We start from the raw sequence: 16,632 nt of genomic DNA, 5'->3' as shown, positions 1-16,632 counted from the left end.
TAAGTATTTAACACTTTTTAATACGATTATTTTCGTAGAATTTTTGAAATTACGATTGTCTTCGTATAACTTTGGTACGAAAGATATCGTACAAGCTAATCATGAGCAAACCTACAGAAGCCGAATTAGAAATTTTATCCCTGCTTTGGGAGAAGAAGGAAGCCAGTGTCAGACAGATACATGAGGAGATTTCCAAAACCAAAGAAACGGGTTATACCACCACGCTGAAGATCATGCAGATTATGCATGCCAAAGGTATGGTGACCCGGGATGAGAAAAGCAGAACGCATCTTTATAAACCAGCGACTAACCAAGGGGAAACCCAGAAGTCTCTTTTGAAAAATCTGATGGCAACAGCCTTTGGTGGATCTGCCAAGAAGTTGGTGATGCAGGCGCTTGGACAAGAGAATCCTTCCAAAGAAGAATTAAATGAAATAAGAGAATTTTTAGACCAACTAGAACGGAAATCCTGATGACAATTTTAAACGATTTGATACCGGATAATTTACTCTATGCCCTTGGATGGACTTTGGTTCATTCCATCTGGCAATTGGTAGTAATCGGAGCTGCACTTTGGCTCTCCTTAAAAGTCTTCGCCAAAAGAAGCCCCAATTTTAAATACAACATGGCATTGGGGAGTTTGGGCTTGTCCCTTTTTGTAGCATTTGGGACTTTCCTCTACCAACTGGCCTCTCAGGCTCCAGCTTCGATTTTCGATAAAATGGTGGTTGACGCGATGATTTTGGAGCAGTCTACCCAAGTCTCATCAATGAGCGTGGAAGCTTTTATACCAAGAATGATCTTTTGGATCGAAACTCAATTGCCGCTTTTAGTTAATTTTTGGTTTTTGGGAGCCTTGCTGTTCATGTTTCGACTTTTTAATAGCCTTTCGGAAATCCGTCTTCTGCGCAAATCTTCCAATCTAAATCTAAATCCTGATCTCAATCACATGATGGAAGAAGTGGGAAGCCGCTTGGGACTCCGCAAAAAAGTCCAATTAAGAATCACAGAATTTGGTCAGTCTCCCATCACATTTGGCTTTTTAAAACCAATCGTCTTAATCCCGGCGGGTTTGATTTTCCAACTTTCACCAAGTCAATTAGAAGCAATCATTGCTCATGAATTGGCGCATGTCAAGCGAAATGATTATTTGGCAAACCTGATCCAGTCTTCTTTGGAAGTGGTATTTTTCTACCATCCTTGTTTCTGGTGGATGAGCCAAACTGTCAAAGAATTGCGTGAAAATGCTTCCGATGATCTTGCGGTTTCAGCTGGTGTTTCAGCCAAAGAACTAGCCTATGGCTTGGCAGAGGTATTGAATTTTGCAAAGCAAAATCCTCCTGAATTAGCCCTAGCTGCCGGCAAGAAGCGAAATCCTACATTACAACGCATCAAAAGAATTTTGGGCTATCCTGCTCAGACCTATCCTCAGAACCCTATAATTTCTATCCCTATGTTAATCACATTAATACTCAGTGCAGGTCTAATGGCCAGTGCACAACAAGACTCGCCAGCTAAAGCTGAAAGTATCCGACCAATAAGTGAGGTGTCAGTTGTTGAAAAGGCAGCAAAAGCTCAATCTGTATCAGTTCTTGCTGCTCAGGATACTATTGAAGAAAAAACCGAAAAGGTGATTATCACCGATGGCGTTCCTACTTGGATAAATGAGGAGGGAGAAGTCATTGAGTTGAAAGATCGAAAAGAATACCGTTTTCAAATAAATGGAGATACCATTATCCGCAACGGAGATACTGTGATCTTGAAAAACAATAAGAAAGGATCTTATGTCTACAAGCATAATGGACAAGTTTTAGTTTTAGAAAATATGCCCGAGTTGGCACTTTCTCCAATGCCTGAATTTCCTGCTGAGGCCATGGCTCCAGTAATGGATTTTGAGATTGGTGTTGCTCCTATGATGGACTTCGAAATGGCCCCAATACCTAGCTTTGAAATGGCACCAATGCCACCAATGGAGTTTCAGATGGCCCCAATGCCTCCAATAGAATTTGAAGGGATGGAAGGTTTTTGGGACTTTGGTGTCGATTGGAAGAATTTGGAGAAAGATACAGTGGGAATGACCAAAGCGGAAAAGGAAAAGTGGAAGAAAGACATTGAAGCTAGAGCTGCTGATATGGAGAGAAAAGCAAAAGAGTGGGAGGAAGCCATGAAGCCTAAAATGAAAGAATTTGAGGAGAAAATGAAGGTTTGGGAAGAAGAGAATGCTCCAAGAATGAAGGAATATGAACAGAAGATGAAGGAGTGGGAAAAGGCCAATGAACCCAAGATGAAGGAGTTTGAGATGAAGATGGAAGAGTGGCAGAAAGCATATGAGCCAAAAATGAAAGAATTTGAAGCGAAGATGCAGGAATGGCAAAAAGCCAATGAGCCGAAGATGAAGGAGTTTGAGGAAAAGATGAAGGCTTGGGAAAAAGAAATGCAGCCTAAAATGGAGGAATACCAGCGTAGAATGGAAGCATGGCAAAAAGAGAATGCTGCCAAAATAGAGGAGTTCCAAAAAAAGCTACAAGAAGAATTGAAGAAAAAAGACGATAACAAATAACTCGTCGTTTTCTTAAAGATAATTGCCTGAAAAGGTAAAATTGTGTGTTGATGCTTTAAAAAAGACTTGTTCGATGAACAGGTCTTTTTTGTTTAACTACCTTTTTTATTCTGATAAAAGCTTGTCAATAAATAATTGGTGTTCCTCCCTCCAACGGTCGTAATATTCGCCTGTTCCTGGTCCGCTGAATCCTGTGTGAATTTTTCTAACCCGATGATTTCTATCCATATAGATCAAAGTCGGAAATGCTAAAACTTGCTTCAGAGCAGGTAAAAATTTCGAAGCTTCTTCTTTATTTGAAGTTCCTGCAATGAGCTGTGGATAAGGCACTTCAAATCTTTCTGCATGTTTTTTCAAACGTCCAGCTGCATATTCAAAATCCGGTTTGCTCTCAAATGCCAAGGCAACAACTTCAATTCCTTTTGACTTGTTTTCCAGATACCAAGGTGCCAAAAAGTTGGTTTCATCCATACAATTGGCGCACCAGGTTCCAAATAACTGCACCAAAACTATTTTGTCTTTAAAAACAGAATCACTCAAAGAAATAACATTTCCATCCGCATCTGGAAAGCTAAAATCCAAAGTTTCATAGCCTTCTTTTAGTTGTGTCAAGGAAGCATTTTCCGGGAGTTCAAAATCCTCGTTTCGTTTGGCTTTGAAAGTCTGAAAATAAATGGGACCGGATCGGAATCTACCTTGCACAGAACCTGATTCATCCTCCGAACCAACGAATAAAAAGGCATGACCACCGTCGAAAGCGCTCAGTGAAAAAGTGTTTTCGCTGACATTTCCTTCCAAAAATCTATAATCTCCAAAATTGGTCAATATCGTTCCTGAGATTTTGTTCCCTTCTTGTTTGAAGACTCCAATCGCCTCATAAGTGCTGCTGTCTGATCTCGTAAATTCAAATTCCCATTTGCCGGTGAAGTCGGATTTTGGAGGAGCAGTCACCGGAAATCGAGTTTCAACATTTCGCTCTGCTACAAAACCGGATTTGTAATTTTCTTGGTAGTTTCTGACATATCTACCAACGATTTTCCCCTCCTCATCCATTTTTGCAAATACCTCTGAATCAAAAGCATTCATGACAATGTGAATACTGTCTCCTTTGATCGAAACGTCCGGTACTGCCAGTCTTTCTAAATCATTTTGAAGGTAAGCAGTCCAGTCATCTCCAGATTTTTCCAAGGTCATCCAAAAGGGAAGCTGATCATCTCCAATATCGAGGTACCCATGCCATTCTCCTTCAAAATTGGTTGGCTCTTTTTGGACAGAATTGCAGGCCATCGCCAAAATCAGGAATGAAATAAAGGTCAGTTGTTTCATAGGTTTGGAGGTAGATCGACAAAGCTAATCCGAAAATTTAATTAACCCTACAGTTTTTGTAGGGTACTATTTTTCTAAAATGGGAAAATGCCCCACTCAAATAAAATTTTACAAAAATTTATGGGAAAACGCCCCACTTTTTCATCAACTGAAAGTGCTATCAAATCATAAATTGGATTATTCTGGAATAAAAACCCTCCAAACGGCCTAAAATCGATGGTTTTTGAACTTTATAAAGACCTGTTAATCATCCGAATACCTTTAAAAAAATCCTTGAAATATTTGTCTAAATATTGGCTTGGATGAAAGTTTTGGCTACTTTTAAGAGAAAGTGGGAAAAAGTGGGGGAAAGTGGTAGAATGTGTATATCATTTTATTACTTTTGTCTTTACCACTTATTCAAGAAATAAAGAGCGCGATGTTCAATAGTCAATACGATTGCAAGCTGGATCCCAAAGGGCGTCTGGTGTTGCCTGCCAAAATAAAGGCGGCGATACCTGAGGCGAATGGGTCTGCCCTAATGCTTCGTATGGCAGAGGACAAATGCTTGGCTCTTTATCCAATGAATGAGTACAAGAAATTAGAAAGCCAGGTTAGATCCCTGTCCATCAATAATGCAGAGCAGCGAAAGTTGCAGCGTTCATTTTTCATCACCAGTGTAGAGGTGGAGCTGGATAGTGCGGGTCGATTGCTGATTCCAAGGTTATACCTCAACTATGGTGAGCTAGAAAAAGACGTAGTGGTCGTGGGAATGGGCAGTAGAATAGAAATCTGGAATCCAGAGAAATATTTGCAGAACATCATTGCTGATCCTGCAGACTTGTCTCAACTGATGGAAAAATATCTCTCCTAAAGCTATGACAGAGTCTGTTTACCATATCCCAGTGATGCTAGCCCAATGCACTGAAGGCTTGGCTATAGATCCCAACGGAATCTATGTGGATGTCACTTTCGGTGGTGGAGGTCATTCCCGGGAGATTCTGAAGTATTTGGACAAAGGACATCTGTATGGCTTCGATCAGGATGAGGATGCAATGGCAAACATTCCTGAAAGCAGCAACTTCACATTTGTTCAGGCCAACTTCAGGGATTTAAAAAGATACCTCAGACTACATGGAGTAAGACAGGTAGATGGGATCTTGGCAGATTTGGGGATTTCTTCTCATCAAATAGATGAACCGGCTCGGGGATTTTCTACCCGATTTAGTGGAAATCTGGACATGAGAATGAATCAGTCCGCGGAGCTGTCGGCAAAGGAAGTTTTGAATACTTATGAGGAGTCTAAGCTTCATAAGATTTTTGGCATTTATGGAGAAATAAAGAATGCAAAAACTTTAGCACAAGCAGTTGTGTCAGAGCGAGCTTCTCAACCATTTGAAACTACGGAAGGATTCACGTCTTTCCTGAAGAAATATGCTCCTCGGGGCAAAGATTTCAAATACTATGCTCAGGTCTTTCAGGCCTTGAGAATAGAAGTAAACGATGAAATGGGTGCTTTGGAGGAGATGTTGCTGGATGCGGTGGAGCTTCTAAAACCCGAAGGTAGGCTGGTGGTGATGAGTTACCACAGCTTGGAAGACCGATTGGTCAAGAACCTGATCCAAAAAGGAAAATTTCAGGGTGAAGTGGAAAAGGATTTTTATGGAAATCTGATCCGACCTCTCGAACCGGTGATCCGGGGAGCAGAAGTGGCGGATGAAGAAGAAGTAGCTAGAAACCCTAGAGCCAGAAGTGCAAAGCTGAGAGTAGCCAAAAAGACAGGAAAATGAGTGAGAATACATTTAAAAAGAAACTGAAAACTGGAAATGCTCCTAAAAAGAGCGGAGGTCCTAGAAAGACCATTTTCACTTGGATAGAGGAAAAGTTAAATGTCACAGGTTTGCTTGGCGAGGGAGTACCAGTACAGCTGGTTCCGCCGGTTGGATTTGTAGTGATCTTGGCGCTCATCTATATATGGAGTAACCACCGTGCTGAAAACATGGTGAGAAAAATAGAAAAAGCCCAGCAAGAAGTGGAGGATTTGCGAGCAGATGTCACCACTCTGGAAGCAGAATACATGCTGAGTAGCATGCAATCAGAAGTTGCAAAAAAAGTAGCGGCACAAGAAATAGAAGAATTAAATCAACCACCGATCAAAATCGAGGTAGATAAGTGAATATAAAGCGATCCATATTATTAAGAGTGAGGGTGGTCTTCATCCTGGTTGCACTGGTAGCAGGTGCAATACCTTATCGGATTGCCCAGTTACAACTGAAAGACGGAGATAAATGGAGAGAAAAGGCTGAGACAATTAATTTCCAGTACCGCGAAGTACCTGCCACTCGTGGCAATATTTATGCTGGCGATGGAAGTCTTTTGGCTACAAGCTTACCTTTTTATAGAGTAGCCATCGATCCGACTATTGTCAAGGAAGACCGCTTTAAATCCAAAATCGATTCATTGGCTCAAAAGCTCTCAGCTTTCTACAAAGACAAATCTGCTACAGCATACAAGCGGATGATCACCGATGCTAGAAAAGATCACAAACGCTATCTGGTTTTGAACCGACAGCAGATCGGCTACCAAGACATGCAGGAAATGTCTCAATGGCCCATCTTCAGAGGAGGTAGACTTGGCGGCGGAGTTTTGTTTGAAAAAGTCGAAAAACGATATAGACCATTTAATTCACTTGCCAGCAGAACTGTTGGCTTTTTGAATGAAGATGAGTACGGTGCCGGAATCGAATATTCCTTCAATGATTACCTGAAAGGTCAGGATGGCAAAGCTTTATTCCAGCGATTGGCTGGAGGAAGTTGGAAGCCGGTATTTGATGCGGAAGATGTCAAGCCTGAAAATGGGTATGATGTCATTACGACTTTGGATGTCAACATTCAGGATGTTGCTGAAACCGCTCTTTTAAGACAATTAGTGGATCGAGAAGCTGAATTCGGTTCTGTCATTGTGATGGAAGTAAAAACAGGACAGATCAAAGCCATCGCAAACCTTCAAAAGAACAAGAGTGGAAATGGCTATGGTGAAAACTACAATTTTGCCATCGGCGATCAGGGAAATACTGAGCCTGGATCCACTTTCAAATTGCTTTCTATGCTGGCTCTTTTGGAAGAGAATAAAATCAGCCTGAATGATAAGATAGAAACTGGAAACGGAGCGCATAAATTCTATGACAGAACCATGCGTGATGCCAAAAATGGCGGTTATGGTACGCTTACAATCCGTGAGGCTTTTGAAAAATCTTCCAATGTGGCTGTATCCAAATTGGTGGATGAGCATTTTGGGTCAAGTCCTTCCAAGTTCATGGCTTACATGGATCAGGTTGGGATAAAGGAGCCTTTTGGATTCCAGCTCGTCGGAGAAGGAAAACCTTATTTCAAAAAGCCAGGAGATAAAAACTGGTATGGAACCTCCCTTCCATGGATTTCAATAGGGTATGAAATCAAGGTGAATCCATTGCATACACTTGCATTATATAATGCCGTAGCGAATGGTGGGACCATGATGAAACCATACATCGTGAAGGCAATTGCAAAAGGTAATACCCTGGAAGAAGAATATGAACCTGAAATTGTTCGAAAAGCTATTGCTTCCGAAAAGACAATCAAACTTTTGCAGGAATTATTGGAGGGTGTAGTAGTAAGAGGAACTGCCAAAAATATTGCGAATTCAGATTATAAAATAGCTGGTAAAACAGGTACTGCACAGAAGCTAATTGACGGGAGATATACCCAAAAGTACTACACCAGTTTTGCGGGTTACTTCCCTGCCGATCATCCGAAATATTCCATGATCGTGGTGATTGATAATCCAAAAGGATTTGCGGCATACGGTGGCGATGTTTCTGCTCCAGTCTTTAAAGAAATCGCAGACAGAATCTATGCGCTGGATATTGAATTGAATCCTCACAATCAAAGTCAGATTTTCCAGGCTGAAAATACAAATCCAAAAATGCCTTATATCCGAGCCGGAAGAGGTGAAGAAATGAATGAGATCTTCGAAGAACTGGGAGTAAAAGCCAGTCCTGCAAATTCCGAGCAATGGGTAAGAACAGTTTCTACAGGTGAAACTATCCAATGGCAGAACACAGAGGTTGATACGCCTCAAATACCAGATGTGACAGGATTGCCTCTTAGAGATGCCTTATTTATCCTTGAAAACAAAGGACTGAAAGTAAATTATTCTGGAAAGGGAGTGGTCAAAAACCAATCACTTACGCCAGGAACCGAAGTAATAAAGAATGCCACTATTAACCTTGTATTGGGCTAATGAAAGTACTTAAAGACATATTATATAAAGTTTCCTTGGTCAGCACCACCGGTGATATGGAGTTGCGGATTCAGGATATTGTCTTTGATAGCCGCAAAGTACAGGAGCGTTCTGTTTTTGTGGCAATCCCGGGAACCCAAGTCGACGGGCATGATTTCATTGATGCTGCCTTGGCAAAAGGTGCAACCGTGATCATTTGCGAGAGGCTACCCGAAAAACTTACTGAAGGCATAGCCTATATCCAAGTAGTAAGCGCTGCCCGAGCGATGGGAATCATGGCTGCAAATTATTTTGACAATCCATCAGAGAAGATCAAAGTAGTAGCAGTTACGGGAACCAATGGAAAAACCACCACGGTGACCTTACTCCATCAGCTTTACCTAGGTATGGGTTATAGCACTGGCTTGCTTTCCACTGTTGAAAATAAAATCAATGAAGTAGTAATTCCTGCGACTCATACCACACCTGACTCGGTAAGCGTACAGGCTTTGCTTCGCAAAATGGTCGATGCTGGATGTACTCATTGCTTTATGGAAGCGAGTTCACATGCCATAGTGCAGGAGAGAATAGCAGGTTTAAAGCTTGCAGGAGCCGTTTTCACAAATATTTCCCATGATCACCTAGACTACCACTTGACTTTTGATGAATACATCAAAGCCAAGAAAAAACTCTTCGATGATCTGCCTAAAGATGCATTTGCCTTAGTGAATGGGGATGACAAAAGAGGAATGGTCATGCTTCAAAACTGCAAGGCTGTTCATCAGACTTTTGGATTGAAGACTCCATCTGATTTCAAAGCAAAAATCATTTCAAATACACTAGAAGGATTGGAATTGGATATCAACGGAAAGTTGGTCTGGTTCAGAATGATAGGATCTTTCAATGCATACAACCTTTTGGGAGTGCTGGGAACAGCGATCCTCTTGGGAGAAGATGAAGAAGAAGTTTTGCGGGAGCTTTCAGGAATAAAAGGTGCCAAAGGTCGATTCGATAGAATTTCAATAGGTGGCATTACCGCGATTGTAGATTATGCACATACGCCCGATGCATTGGACAACGTGCTGAAAACTATCAATGGCGTAAGGACTGGAAATGAGCAATTGATCACGATCGTAGGATGTGGAGGAAATCGTGACAAAACCAAGAGGCCGATCATGGCAAAAATTGCTGTTCAGGAGAGCGATAAAGCGATTTTGACCTCGGACAATCCAAGATTTGAAGAACCGATGGCTATTCTAAAAGATATGCAGGCAGGTATTGGCCCGACAGAACTTAGAAAAACATTGACAATTGAAGATCGCAGAGAGGCAATTAAAACAGCTTGTATGCTTTCTAATAAAGGAGATATCATCCTGATTGCTGGTAAAGGACATGAGGATTACCAGGAGATTCAGGGAGTAAAACACCATTTCGATGATGCAGAAGTGGTGACAGAGTATTTAACCCAATTGACCTCGAACTAAGAATGTTGTATCCGATTTTTGAGTATTTAGATCAAGTCTTAGACATCCCGGGCACAGGAGTGTTTCGATACATTTCCTTCCGGGCGGGTATGGCTGCGTTTTTCTCTCTGATTATCACAATCACTTTTGGTAAGAATATCATCAATTGGATCAGAAGAAAACAAATTGGGGAGACTGTCAGAGATCTGGGTTTGGAAGGACAATCCCAGAAAAAAGGAACTCCGACAATGGGAGGTCTGATGATGATTGCAGCGATCTTGATCCCGACTTTGCTATTTGCAGATCTCAATAATGTGTACATCCTATTATTGTTGATTACCACTGTTTGGTTAGGCGGAATCGGTTTTCTGGATGATTACATCAAGGTATTCAGGAAAAACAAAGAAGGACTGGCCGGAAGGTTCAAAATCGTTGGACAAATAGGGATTGGTATCATCGTCGGCGCTACGCTTTATTTCAATGAAGATGTTGTCATCCGGGAATTCCAAAACCCTGTTTCAATCGAAGAAGGAGTTGTGGAAACACCAGCTTTCAAAGATGTCAACGTGGCTAAAACCACCATTCCATTTGTCAAGAACAATGAGCTGAACTACGAGACATTGTTGGATTTCTTGGGGGAATCAATGACTCCGGTATTGTATATCCTAGTGGTGATTTTCATTATCACAGCGGTATCAAATGGGGCCAATATAACCGATGGAATTGACGGTTTGGCGGCGGGTACTTCTGCTATTATCGGTCTGACCATTGCCATTTTTGCTTACATCAGCGGTAACGCCATTTTCTCCCAATACCTCAATGTCATGTTTATCCCTAATTCAGGTGAGTTGGTGATTTTCACTTCGGCATTTATCGGAGCTTGTATCGGATTCCTCTGGTACAATGCCTACCCAGCCCAGGTGTTTATGGGAGATACTGGAAGTTTGATGCTGGGAGGAGTAATCGCTGTTTTGGCATTGACACTTCGAAAAGAACTCTTGATTCCGATCATGTGCGGAGTCTTCCTTATCGAAAATGTTAGTGTGATTCTTCAGGTGAGTTATTTCAAATACACGAAGAAAAAATATGGGGAGGGAAGAAGGATTTTCCTGATGTCGCCCCTGCATCATCATTATCAGAAAAAGAATATTCCTGAAGCCAAAATCGTCACTCGCTTTTGGATTGTAGGTATTCTATTAGCAGTAATTACGCTTGCAATATTAAAGTTGAGATAAAAAGAAAATGAAACAAATAGCCATTCTGGGAGCAGGAGAAAGCGGATTGGGAGCAGCGATGCTCGCAAAACGGAATGGCTTTGCCGTTTGGGTTTCTGATGCCGGTAAAATTTCCGACGCCAGAAAAGCTCTGCTGGAGATGGAAGAGATTCCTTTTGAGGAAGGATTGCATTCCGAGGCGGTGATTCTGAATTCTGATTTGATCATCAAATCACCAGGAATTCCGACTAGTGCATCTATTGTCAAAAAGGCCTTGGAAGAAGGTATTGCAGTTATCGATGAACTTGAATTTGCTTATCGCTTTAGCGCAGGTAAAATTATTGCGATTACCGGTACTAATGGGAAAACCACTACAACACTACTTACCTATCATTTGCTCAAGGAAGCAGGTTTGGATGTAGGATTGGCAGGAAATGTAGGTAAAAGTTGGGCAGCTCAGTTGCTTGAAAAAGATCACGATTGGTGGGTCATAGAATGCAGCAGTTTTCAGATCGATGGATTCTTCAGCTTCAAACCTTCCATTGCGATTTTGACCAATATCACGCCAGATCATATGGATCGGTACGATTACCAAATCGATAATTATATCCAGTCGAAATTCCGACTGTTTAAAAATATGAGTTCCAGAAACCAGGCTATTCTGAATGTAGCAGATCCTTTTACTCAAGAAGGATTGAAAAAAGCGAAGTTCAGGCCAGAAACTTTCTGGATTTCTAAGGATCAAAAAGTTGATAAAGGAGCATTTGTTTCTGAGGATGCTCTTGTCCTAAAAACTCCCGAAGGATCTGCAACCATTCCAGTGGATGCACTTTCGATCCAAGGTGAGCATAACCTCATGAATGCCCTTTGCGCGGGAATGGCAGCTTTGATGGCTGGTGTGGATGAAGCTTCAATGATTAAAGCTTTTGGCACATTTAAGAATGCACCGCATCGCATGGAACTTATAAGAGAAATTGATGGAGTAAAATTCATCAATGACAGCAAAGGAACGAATGTAGAAGCAACAGCTTATGCATTAGATGCCTATAAAAATCCATTGATCTGGATAGCTGGAGGTGTGGATAAGGGAAATGACTACAGTGTAGTCTCTTCAATTGTAGAAGAAAAGGTGAAATGTCTGATCTGCCTTGGAAAGGATAATGAAAAGCTGAAAAAAGCATTTCATCCCTTGATCAATGATATCCGGGAAACTCAGGATATCAAAGAAGCAGTAAGCTGGGGACAACTTCTAGGCGTGCCTGGTGATGTGGTCTTGCTTTCGCCAGCATGTGCAAGTTTTGACTTGTTTAAGAATTATGAAGATCGCGGCAATCAATTTCGTGCCGCTGTTCAAGAACTCAAACCAGAAACCATCGCATGAATCAGTTTAAAGCATGGATAGATGAGCATTTCAAAGGCGATCCCTTAATCTGGGGGATTGTGATTTTGCTTTCGCTTTTCAGTATTCTGGTAGTGTATTCCGCTACAGGTTCTTTGGCCTATAAGTATGCCGGAGGAAATACAGAAGTATATCTATTCAGACATTCATTCTTGGTTTTGGTGTCCTTGGTAGTGATGTGGTTTGCGCACAAGATTCCTTATAGAAATTATGCGCTGTATGCCAGATTGGCTATGTATTTATCTATTCCGCTATTGTTGTTGACCTACATGTTTGGATCCAACATCAATGAAGCGAATAGATGGTTGACTATCCCTGTGATCAATCAGGCTTTCCAGCCTTCTGACTTAGCCAAATTAGCCCTGATTGCTGCTTTGGCAGCTATGTTGGCCAGAAAACAGAATAATATTAAGGACTTCAAAAACACCTTTGTCCCAATCATCATTGCCATCGGTATCATTTGCCTATTGATAGCGCTTGCGAATATGTCCACAGCGATCCTTCTTCTTTTGACTTGCTTGCTGATCATGTTTGTAGGAAGAGTTCCGGTAAAATATCTAGCCATGGTTGTCATGGTGGGAATGTTGGGATTAACTGCGGCTGTCTTTTTGGGACAACGTGGAGAAACTTTCTTTTCCAGAATTGAAGCCTTTATGGATGAGGAGGAAGTGCCTTTCCAAGCGGAGCAATCCTATATCGCCATAGCAACTGGAGGAGTGACTGGCAAAGGTCCAGGAAACAGTGAACAGAGAAATTCTTTGCCGCATCCTTATTCAGATTTTATCTACGCCATTATCATCGAAGAATATGGATTGGTGGGAGGAGTGTCAGTGCTTTTCCTATATCTGGCATTGCTATACCGCGGCATGAGAATCGTCGCAAATTCCAATAAGGCCTTCGGAGGTCTGCTATCCGCAGGACTCAGCTTCGCTTTGGTTATCCAGGCCCTAGTCAATATGGCTGTTGCTGTAGGATTAGGTCCTATCACAGGATTGCCACTACCTCTATTGAGTATGGGAGGAACATCCTTGGTGTTTACCGGGATTTCTCTCGGTATTATCCTTTCTGTGAGTCGGGGAGACCATCAGGATGAGGAATCTGCGAGTACAGTTGGTGCATTGAATAAGTCAAGATTAAAAACTGCATAACATCGAAACGAAAAGAACATATCGCATCATGATCAGTGGAGGAGGAACAGGTGGCCACATCTATCCTGCTATTGCCATTGCGAATGCCTGGAAAGAAGAATATCCAGACAGCGAAGTTCTATTTGTAGGTGCTTTGGGCAAAATGGAAATGCAAAAAGTACCGGAAGCTGGCTATAGAATTGAAGGATTGCCAGTGGCAGGATTACAGAGAAAATTGACTTTGGAGAATTTGAAATTCCCTTTCAAACTGCTCAAGAGTCTTAACCAGGCGAAAAAGATAGTAAAGGATTTTAAGCCAGATGTTGTAGTGGGAGTGGGAGGCTATGCCAGCGGACCTGTTTTGTACGCTGCTCAAAGTAAAGGAATCCCAACCTTGGTTCAGGAGCAAAACTCTTATGCTGGTTTGACCAATAAGATTTTGGCAAAAAAGGCAAGAAAAATATGTGTGGCTTATCCAAACATGGAGCAGTTTTTCCCTGCGGAAAAAATAACCTACACTGGAAATCCAGTTCGCAAAGACATTCTTGAGTTGGAAGGAAAGCGGGAAAAGGCGCTAGCACATTTTGGATTAGAAGAAGGAAAAAAATGCATTCTGATTTTAGGAGGCTCATTAGGAGCAAGAACCTTAAATCAGGCTGTTTTGAAGGATATGAAAGCTTTGGACAAAGCAGGGTATCAGGTGCTTTGGCAGTCGGGTAAGTTTTATTTCAAGGAAATGCTTGAGAAGACTTCGGCCTCTGGACTGAAAAATATCCACTTGAGAGAATTTATCCGGGAAATGGATTTGGCTTATGCTGCGGCAGATGTCATCGTTTCGCGTGCCGGGGCTTTGTCAGTTTCAGAATTGTCTCTTGTTGGAAAGCCGGTGATTTTCATCCCTTCTCCAAATGTGGCTGAAGATCATCAAACCAAAAACGCGATGGCCTATGTGAGCCACGGAGCTGCTTGGCTTTTGAAAGATCGTGAGGCAGTGGGAGCACTTAAAACAAAACTTGATGAACTGATGCAGGATACGGCTATTGGAGAAGCATTGGGGAAAAACATAAAAGAATTGGCAAAACCAGATGCTGCGATTGCCATTCGAAAAGAATTAGAAAAACTAGTAGCATGAGCTTCGAATCTGTACATAACGTCCACTTCCTCGGTATCGGCGGCATAGGCATGAGTGCTTTGGCCCGATGGTTCCGTCATGAAGGATTTGTTGTGTCTGGATATGACAAGACGCCATCTACTTTGACAGATGAATTAATCACCGAAGGAATGCAGGTTACTTTTGAGGATTCGTTGGACACAATTCCAAACGAAGTAAAAGAGTCACCGGCTTCTACTTTGGTAGTCTGGACTCCGGCCATGCCCAAGGATAGTGTGCAACTGGCATATTTCCGTGAGAATGGATTTGACCTGAAGAAGAGATCTGAGGTGTTGGGAATCGTGACCAAAAACTTCCATACCATCGCTGTGGCAGGAACTCATGGCAAAACGACAACCTCATCCCTGATTGCCCATTTGTTGAAAGTGGCAGGTAAACCTGTTGCAGCATTCTTGGGAGGTATCACGCAGAATTATCAAAGCAATTTGATTCTTGGCGAAAAGAAGGCAAAAGAGCAGAGTCTAGTGGTAGTGGAGGCTGATGAGTTTGATCGCTCATTTTTGAGACTTCATCCAAATGAGGCTGTAGTCACAAGTACCGATGCAGATCATTTGGATATCTACGGAGATGAGAATACCATATTAGATGGTTTCGGGGAATTCATCAAACTGATTGATAAGAAGGGGAAACTCTTCATCCAGTTCAATGCCGCTGAAAGACTGGGACAGGAGCGGATGCCAAAGGTATTCACTCGAAAATATGGCTTAAGATCCGAAGGAATCCGAGCTGAAAATATTCAGGCAAGACCTGGGTCTTTTGTTTTTGATTACGTCGATGGACAAAAAGTAATCCCTCATTTGGAATTGTTTATTCCGGGATTTCATAATGTGGAAAATGCCTTGGCAGCAATTGCAGTAGCCACCGAGCATCAGATTTCAGATGATCAGATCAGAAAAGGGCTTGCATCTTTTAGAGGTGTCAAGAGGCGATTTGAAATTCATAGAAATGAGAAGCATTCGGTTTATATCGATGATTATGCTCATCATCCTGAGGAAATCAGAGCATGTCTAAGTTCGGTGATTGCGATGTATCCGATGAATAAACTGACAGTGATTTTCCAACCGCATTTGTATTCCAGAACAAGAGATTTTGCAGAGGGATTTTCTGAAAGTTTGTCCTTGGCAGACGAGGTGATTTTGCTGGATATCTATCCGGCTAGAGAATTACCGATAGAAGGAGTAAGCTCTGAAATGCTGCTGGAGAAAATCCAATCTAAAAAGAAGTCCTTAGTGAGCAAGGCTGATTTGATGGATTATTTAGGAAAGTCAAATCCTGAGGTTTTAGTGACTTTGGGAGCTGGAGATATTGATCGTTTGGTACCGGGAATCGCTTCTTGGATGAATTCCAGACAAAAAATGAACACAGTATGAAAAAGATCAGAATCAAAAAGACGCTTGTTTTTCTGGTACTAAGCCTGGTGCTGGTCGGCTTCATAGGCTTTGTGGAAAAACAGACCACTTATAAGACTTTTCAAGGTACCGAAATCAATATCAAAGGTGTCAGCGGAGTCTATTTCGTGGAAGAAAAAGAAGTGACGGAAATGCTGAAAGCAGCTTTCCCTGAATTGAAAGCTGGTTTGATGCTGGAGGAAGTGCAGCTCAAGGCAATTGAGGATCGATTGAGCGGACATCCTTTCATTAAATCAGTGGAGGCATCAATCGGTCAAAAAGGGATTCTTTATTTGACAATCCAACAGCATCAGCCGATTGCAAGGATTGCTAGGCCCTATGCTGCTGATGCTTACATCACAATTGAGGGGAAAGTTATTCCAACCTCTCCATCCTACACCAGTAGAGTGCTGATTTTGCAGGGGAAACATGCCGAGCAGTTGATGGAAAAGGGAGATGTTATGGAGCAGATGCCTGAATTAATGGAGCTGATCAATTTCATCGTGGAAGATGAGTTTTGGGCAGCGCAGATACCGGAGTTGGAAATCAACTCCAAAACAGATATCCGAATGATGCAGCAAGTGGGCAAGCAGGTGATAGAGTTTGGAGATGCGAAGGATATAAAAGAAAAATTTAAAAAAATAGAAGTCTTCTATAAAGAGATTTTACCGCGAAAAGGCTGGAATGCCTATTCGAGGGTGAGTGTAAAGTTTAAAGATCAAATTGTTTGTGAATAATAGCTTGG

14 protein-coding genes are annotated in these 16,632 nt (G+C 41.9%); 13 read left to right on the top strand and 1 reads right to left on the bottom strand.

Features of this window, described 5'->3' with window-relative positions:
* The first annotated feature begins 98 nt into the window (after positions 1 to 98).
* The gene (locus tag J0A69_RS00870) at positions 99 to 473 is read left to right on the top strand and encodes a BlaI/MecI/CopY family transcriptional regulator (RefSeq protein ID WP_206585765.1); all 375 of its coding nucleotides are present in this window, start codon (positions 99 to 101) and stop codon (positions 471 to 473) included.
* On the top strand, positions 473 to 2,560 hold the full coding sequence (locus tag J0A69_RS00865) for a M56 family metallopeptidase (protein WP_206584620.1): 2,088 nt from the start codon (positions 473 to 475) through the stop codon (positions 2,558 to 2,560). Before J0A69_RS00870 ends, J0A69_RS00865 begins: the two co-directional genes overlap by 1 nt.
* 105 nt (positions 2,561 to 2,665) lie before the next feature.
* On the opposite strand, the gene J0A69_RS00860 is transcribed toward J0A69_RS00865, so the two are convergent.
* Complete coding sequence (locus J0A69_RS00860; RefSeq protein ID WP_206584619.1) at positions 2,666 to 3,886, bottom strand: TlpA disulfide reductase family protein; 1,221 nt, start codon at positions 3,884 to 3,886, stop codon at positions 2,666 to 2,668.
* A gap of 418 nt (positions 3,887 to 4,304) precedes the next feature.
* Here J0A69_RS00860 and mraZ point away from each other — a divergent pair, with 418 nt between their 5' ends.
* Genes mraZ through J0A69_RS00805 form a run of 11 tightly spaced genes read left to right on the top strand, consistent with a single transcriptional unit; the run spans position 4,305 to position 16,624 of the window.
* The gene (gene mraZ, locus J0A69_RS00855; RefSeq protein ID WP_206584618.1) at positions 4,305 to 4,739 is read left to right on the top strand and encodes a division/cell wall cluster transcriptional repressor MraZ; all 435 of its coding nucleotides are present in this window, start codon (positions 4,305 to 4,307) and stop codon (positions 4,737 to 4,739) included.
* A 4-nt stretch (positions 4,740 to 4,743) separates the two neighbouring features.
* On the top strand, positions 4,744 to 5,655 hold the full coding sequence (rsmH, locus tag J0A69_RS00850; RefSeq protein WP_206584617.1) for a 16S rRNA (cytosine(1402)-N(4))-methyltransferase RsmH: 912 nt from the start codon (positions 4,744 to 4,746) through the stop codon (positions 5,653 to 5,655).
* On the top strand, positions 5,652 to 6,041 hold the full coding sequence (locus tag J0A69_RS00845; RefSeq protein ID WP_206584616.1) for an FtsL-like putative cell division protein: 390 nt from the start codon (positions 5,652 to 5,654) through the stop codon (positions 6,039 to 6,041). The genes rsmH and J0A69_RS00845 overlap by 4 nt, the downstream gene beginning before the upstream one ends.
* The gene (locus J0A69_RS00840) at positions 6,038 to 8,146 is read left to right on the top strand and encodes a penicillin-binding protein (RefSeq protein WP_206584615.1); all 2,109 of its coding nucleotides are present in this window, start codon (positions 6,038 to 6,040) and stop codon (positions 8,144 to 8,146) included. Before J0A69_RS00845 ends, J0A69_RS00840 begins: the two co-directional genes overlap by 4 nt.
* Positions 8,146 to 9,609 (top strand): UDP-N-acetylmuramoyl-L-alanyl-D-glutamate--2,6-diaminopimelate ligase, encoded by a 1,464-nt coding sequence (locus J0A69_RS00835; RefSeq protein WP_206584614.1) that lies wholly within the window; start codon positions 8,146 to 8,148, stop codon positions 9,607 to 9,609. Before J0A69_RS00840 ends, J0A69_RS00835 begins: the two co-directional genes overlap by 1 nt.
* A gap of 2 nt (positions 9,610 to 9,611) precedes the next feature.
* Positions 9,612 to 10,823, top strand: coding sequence for a phospho-N-acetylmuramoyl-pentapeptide-transferase (gene mraY, locus J0A69_RS00830; RefSeq protein WP_206584613.1), 1,212 nt, complete (start codon positions 9,612 to 9,614; stop codon positions 10,821 to 10,823).
* 7 nt (positions 10,824 to 10,830) lie between these two features.
* The gene (gene murD, locus J0A69_RS00825; protein WP_206584612.1) at positions 10,831 to 12,183 is read left to right on the top strand and encodes a UDP-N-acetylmuramoyl-L-alanine--D-glutamate ligase; all 1,353 of its coding nucleotides are present in this window, start codon (positions 10,831 to 10,833) and stop codon (positions 12,181 to 12,183) included.
* Positions 12,180 to 13,349, top strand: a complete 1,170-nt coding sequence (locus J0A69_RS00820; protein ID WP_206584611.1) for an FtsW/RodA/SpoVE family cell cycle protein — start codon at positions 12,180 to 12,182, stop codon at positions 13,347 to 13,349. Before murD ends, J0A69_RS00820 begins: the two co-directional genes overlap by 4 nt.
* Before the next feature lie 28 nt (positions 13,350 to 13,377).
* Positions 13,378 to 14,460: an undecaprenyldiphospho-muramoylpentapeptide beta-N-acetylglucosaminyltransferase gene (gene murG, locus J0A69_RS00815; protein ID WP_206584610.1), complete on the top strand. Its 1,083-nt coding sequence runs from the start codon at positions 13,378 to 13,380 to the stop codon at positions 14,458 to 14,460.
* Positions 14,457 to 15,869: a UDP-N-acetylmuramate--L-alanine ligase gene (gene murC / locus J0A69_RS00810; protein ID WP_206584609.1), complete on the top strand. Its 1,413-nt coding sequence runs from the start codon at positions 14,457 to 14,459 to the stop codon at positions 15,867 to 15,869. Before murG ends, murC begins: the two co-directional genes overlap by 4 nt.
* Entirely contained in the window at positions 15,866 to 16,624 is a 759-nt protein-coding gene (locus J0A69_RS00805; protein WP_206584608.1) for a cell division protein FtsQ/DivIB, read from the top strand. Before murC ends, J0A69_RS00805 begins: the two co-directional genes overlap by 4 nt.
* The last annotated feature ends 8 nt before the right edge of the window (positions 16,625 to 16,632 follow it).

The sequence above is a fragment of the Algoriphagus pacificus genome (assembly GCF_017254845.1).
Classification (GTDB): domain Bacteria; phylum Bacteroidota; class Bacteroidia; order Cytophagales; family Cyclobacteriaceae; genus Algoriphagus; species Algoriphagus pacificus.
The sequence above is the reverse complement of the archived record's forward strand: the minus strand, read 5'-3'. Positions and strand labels throughout refer to the sequence as shown.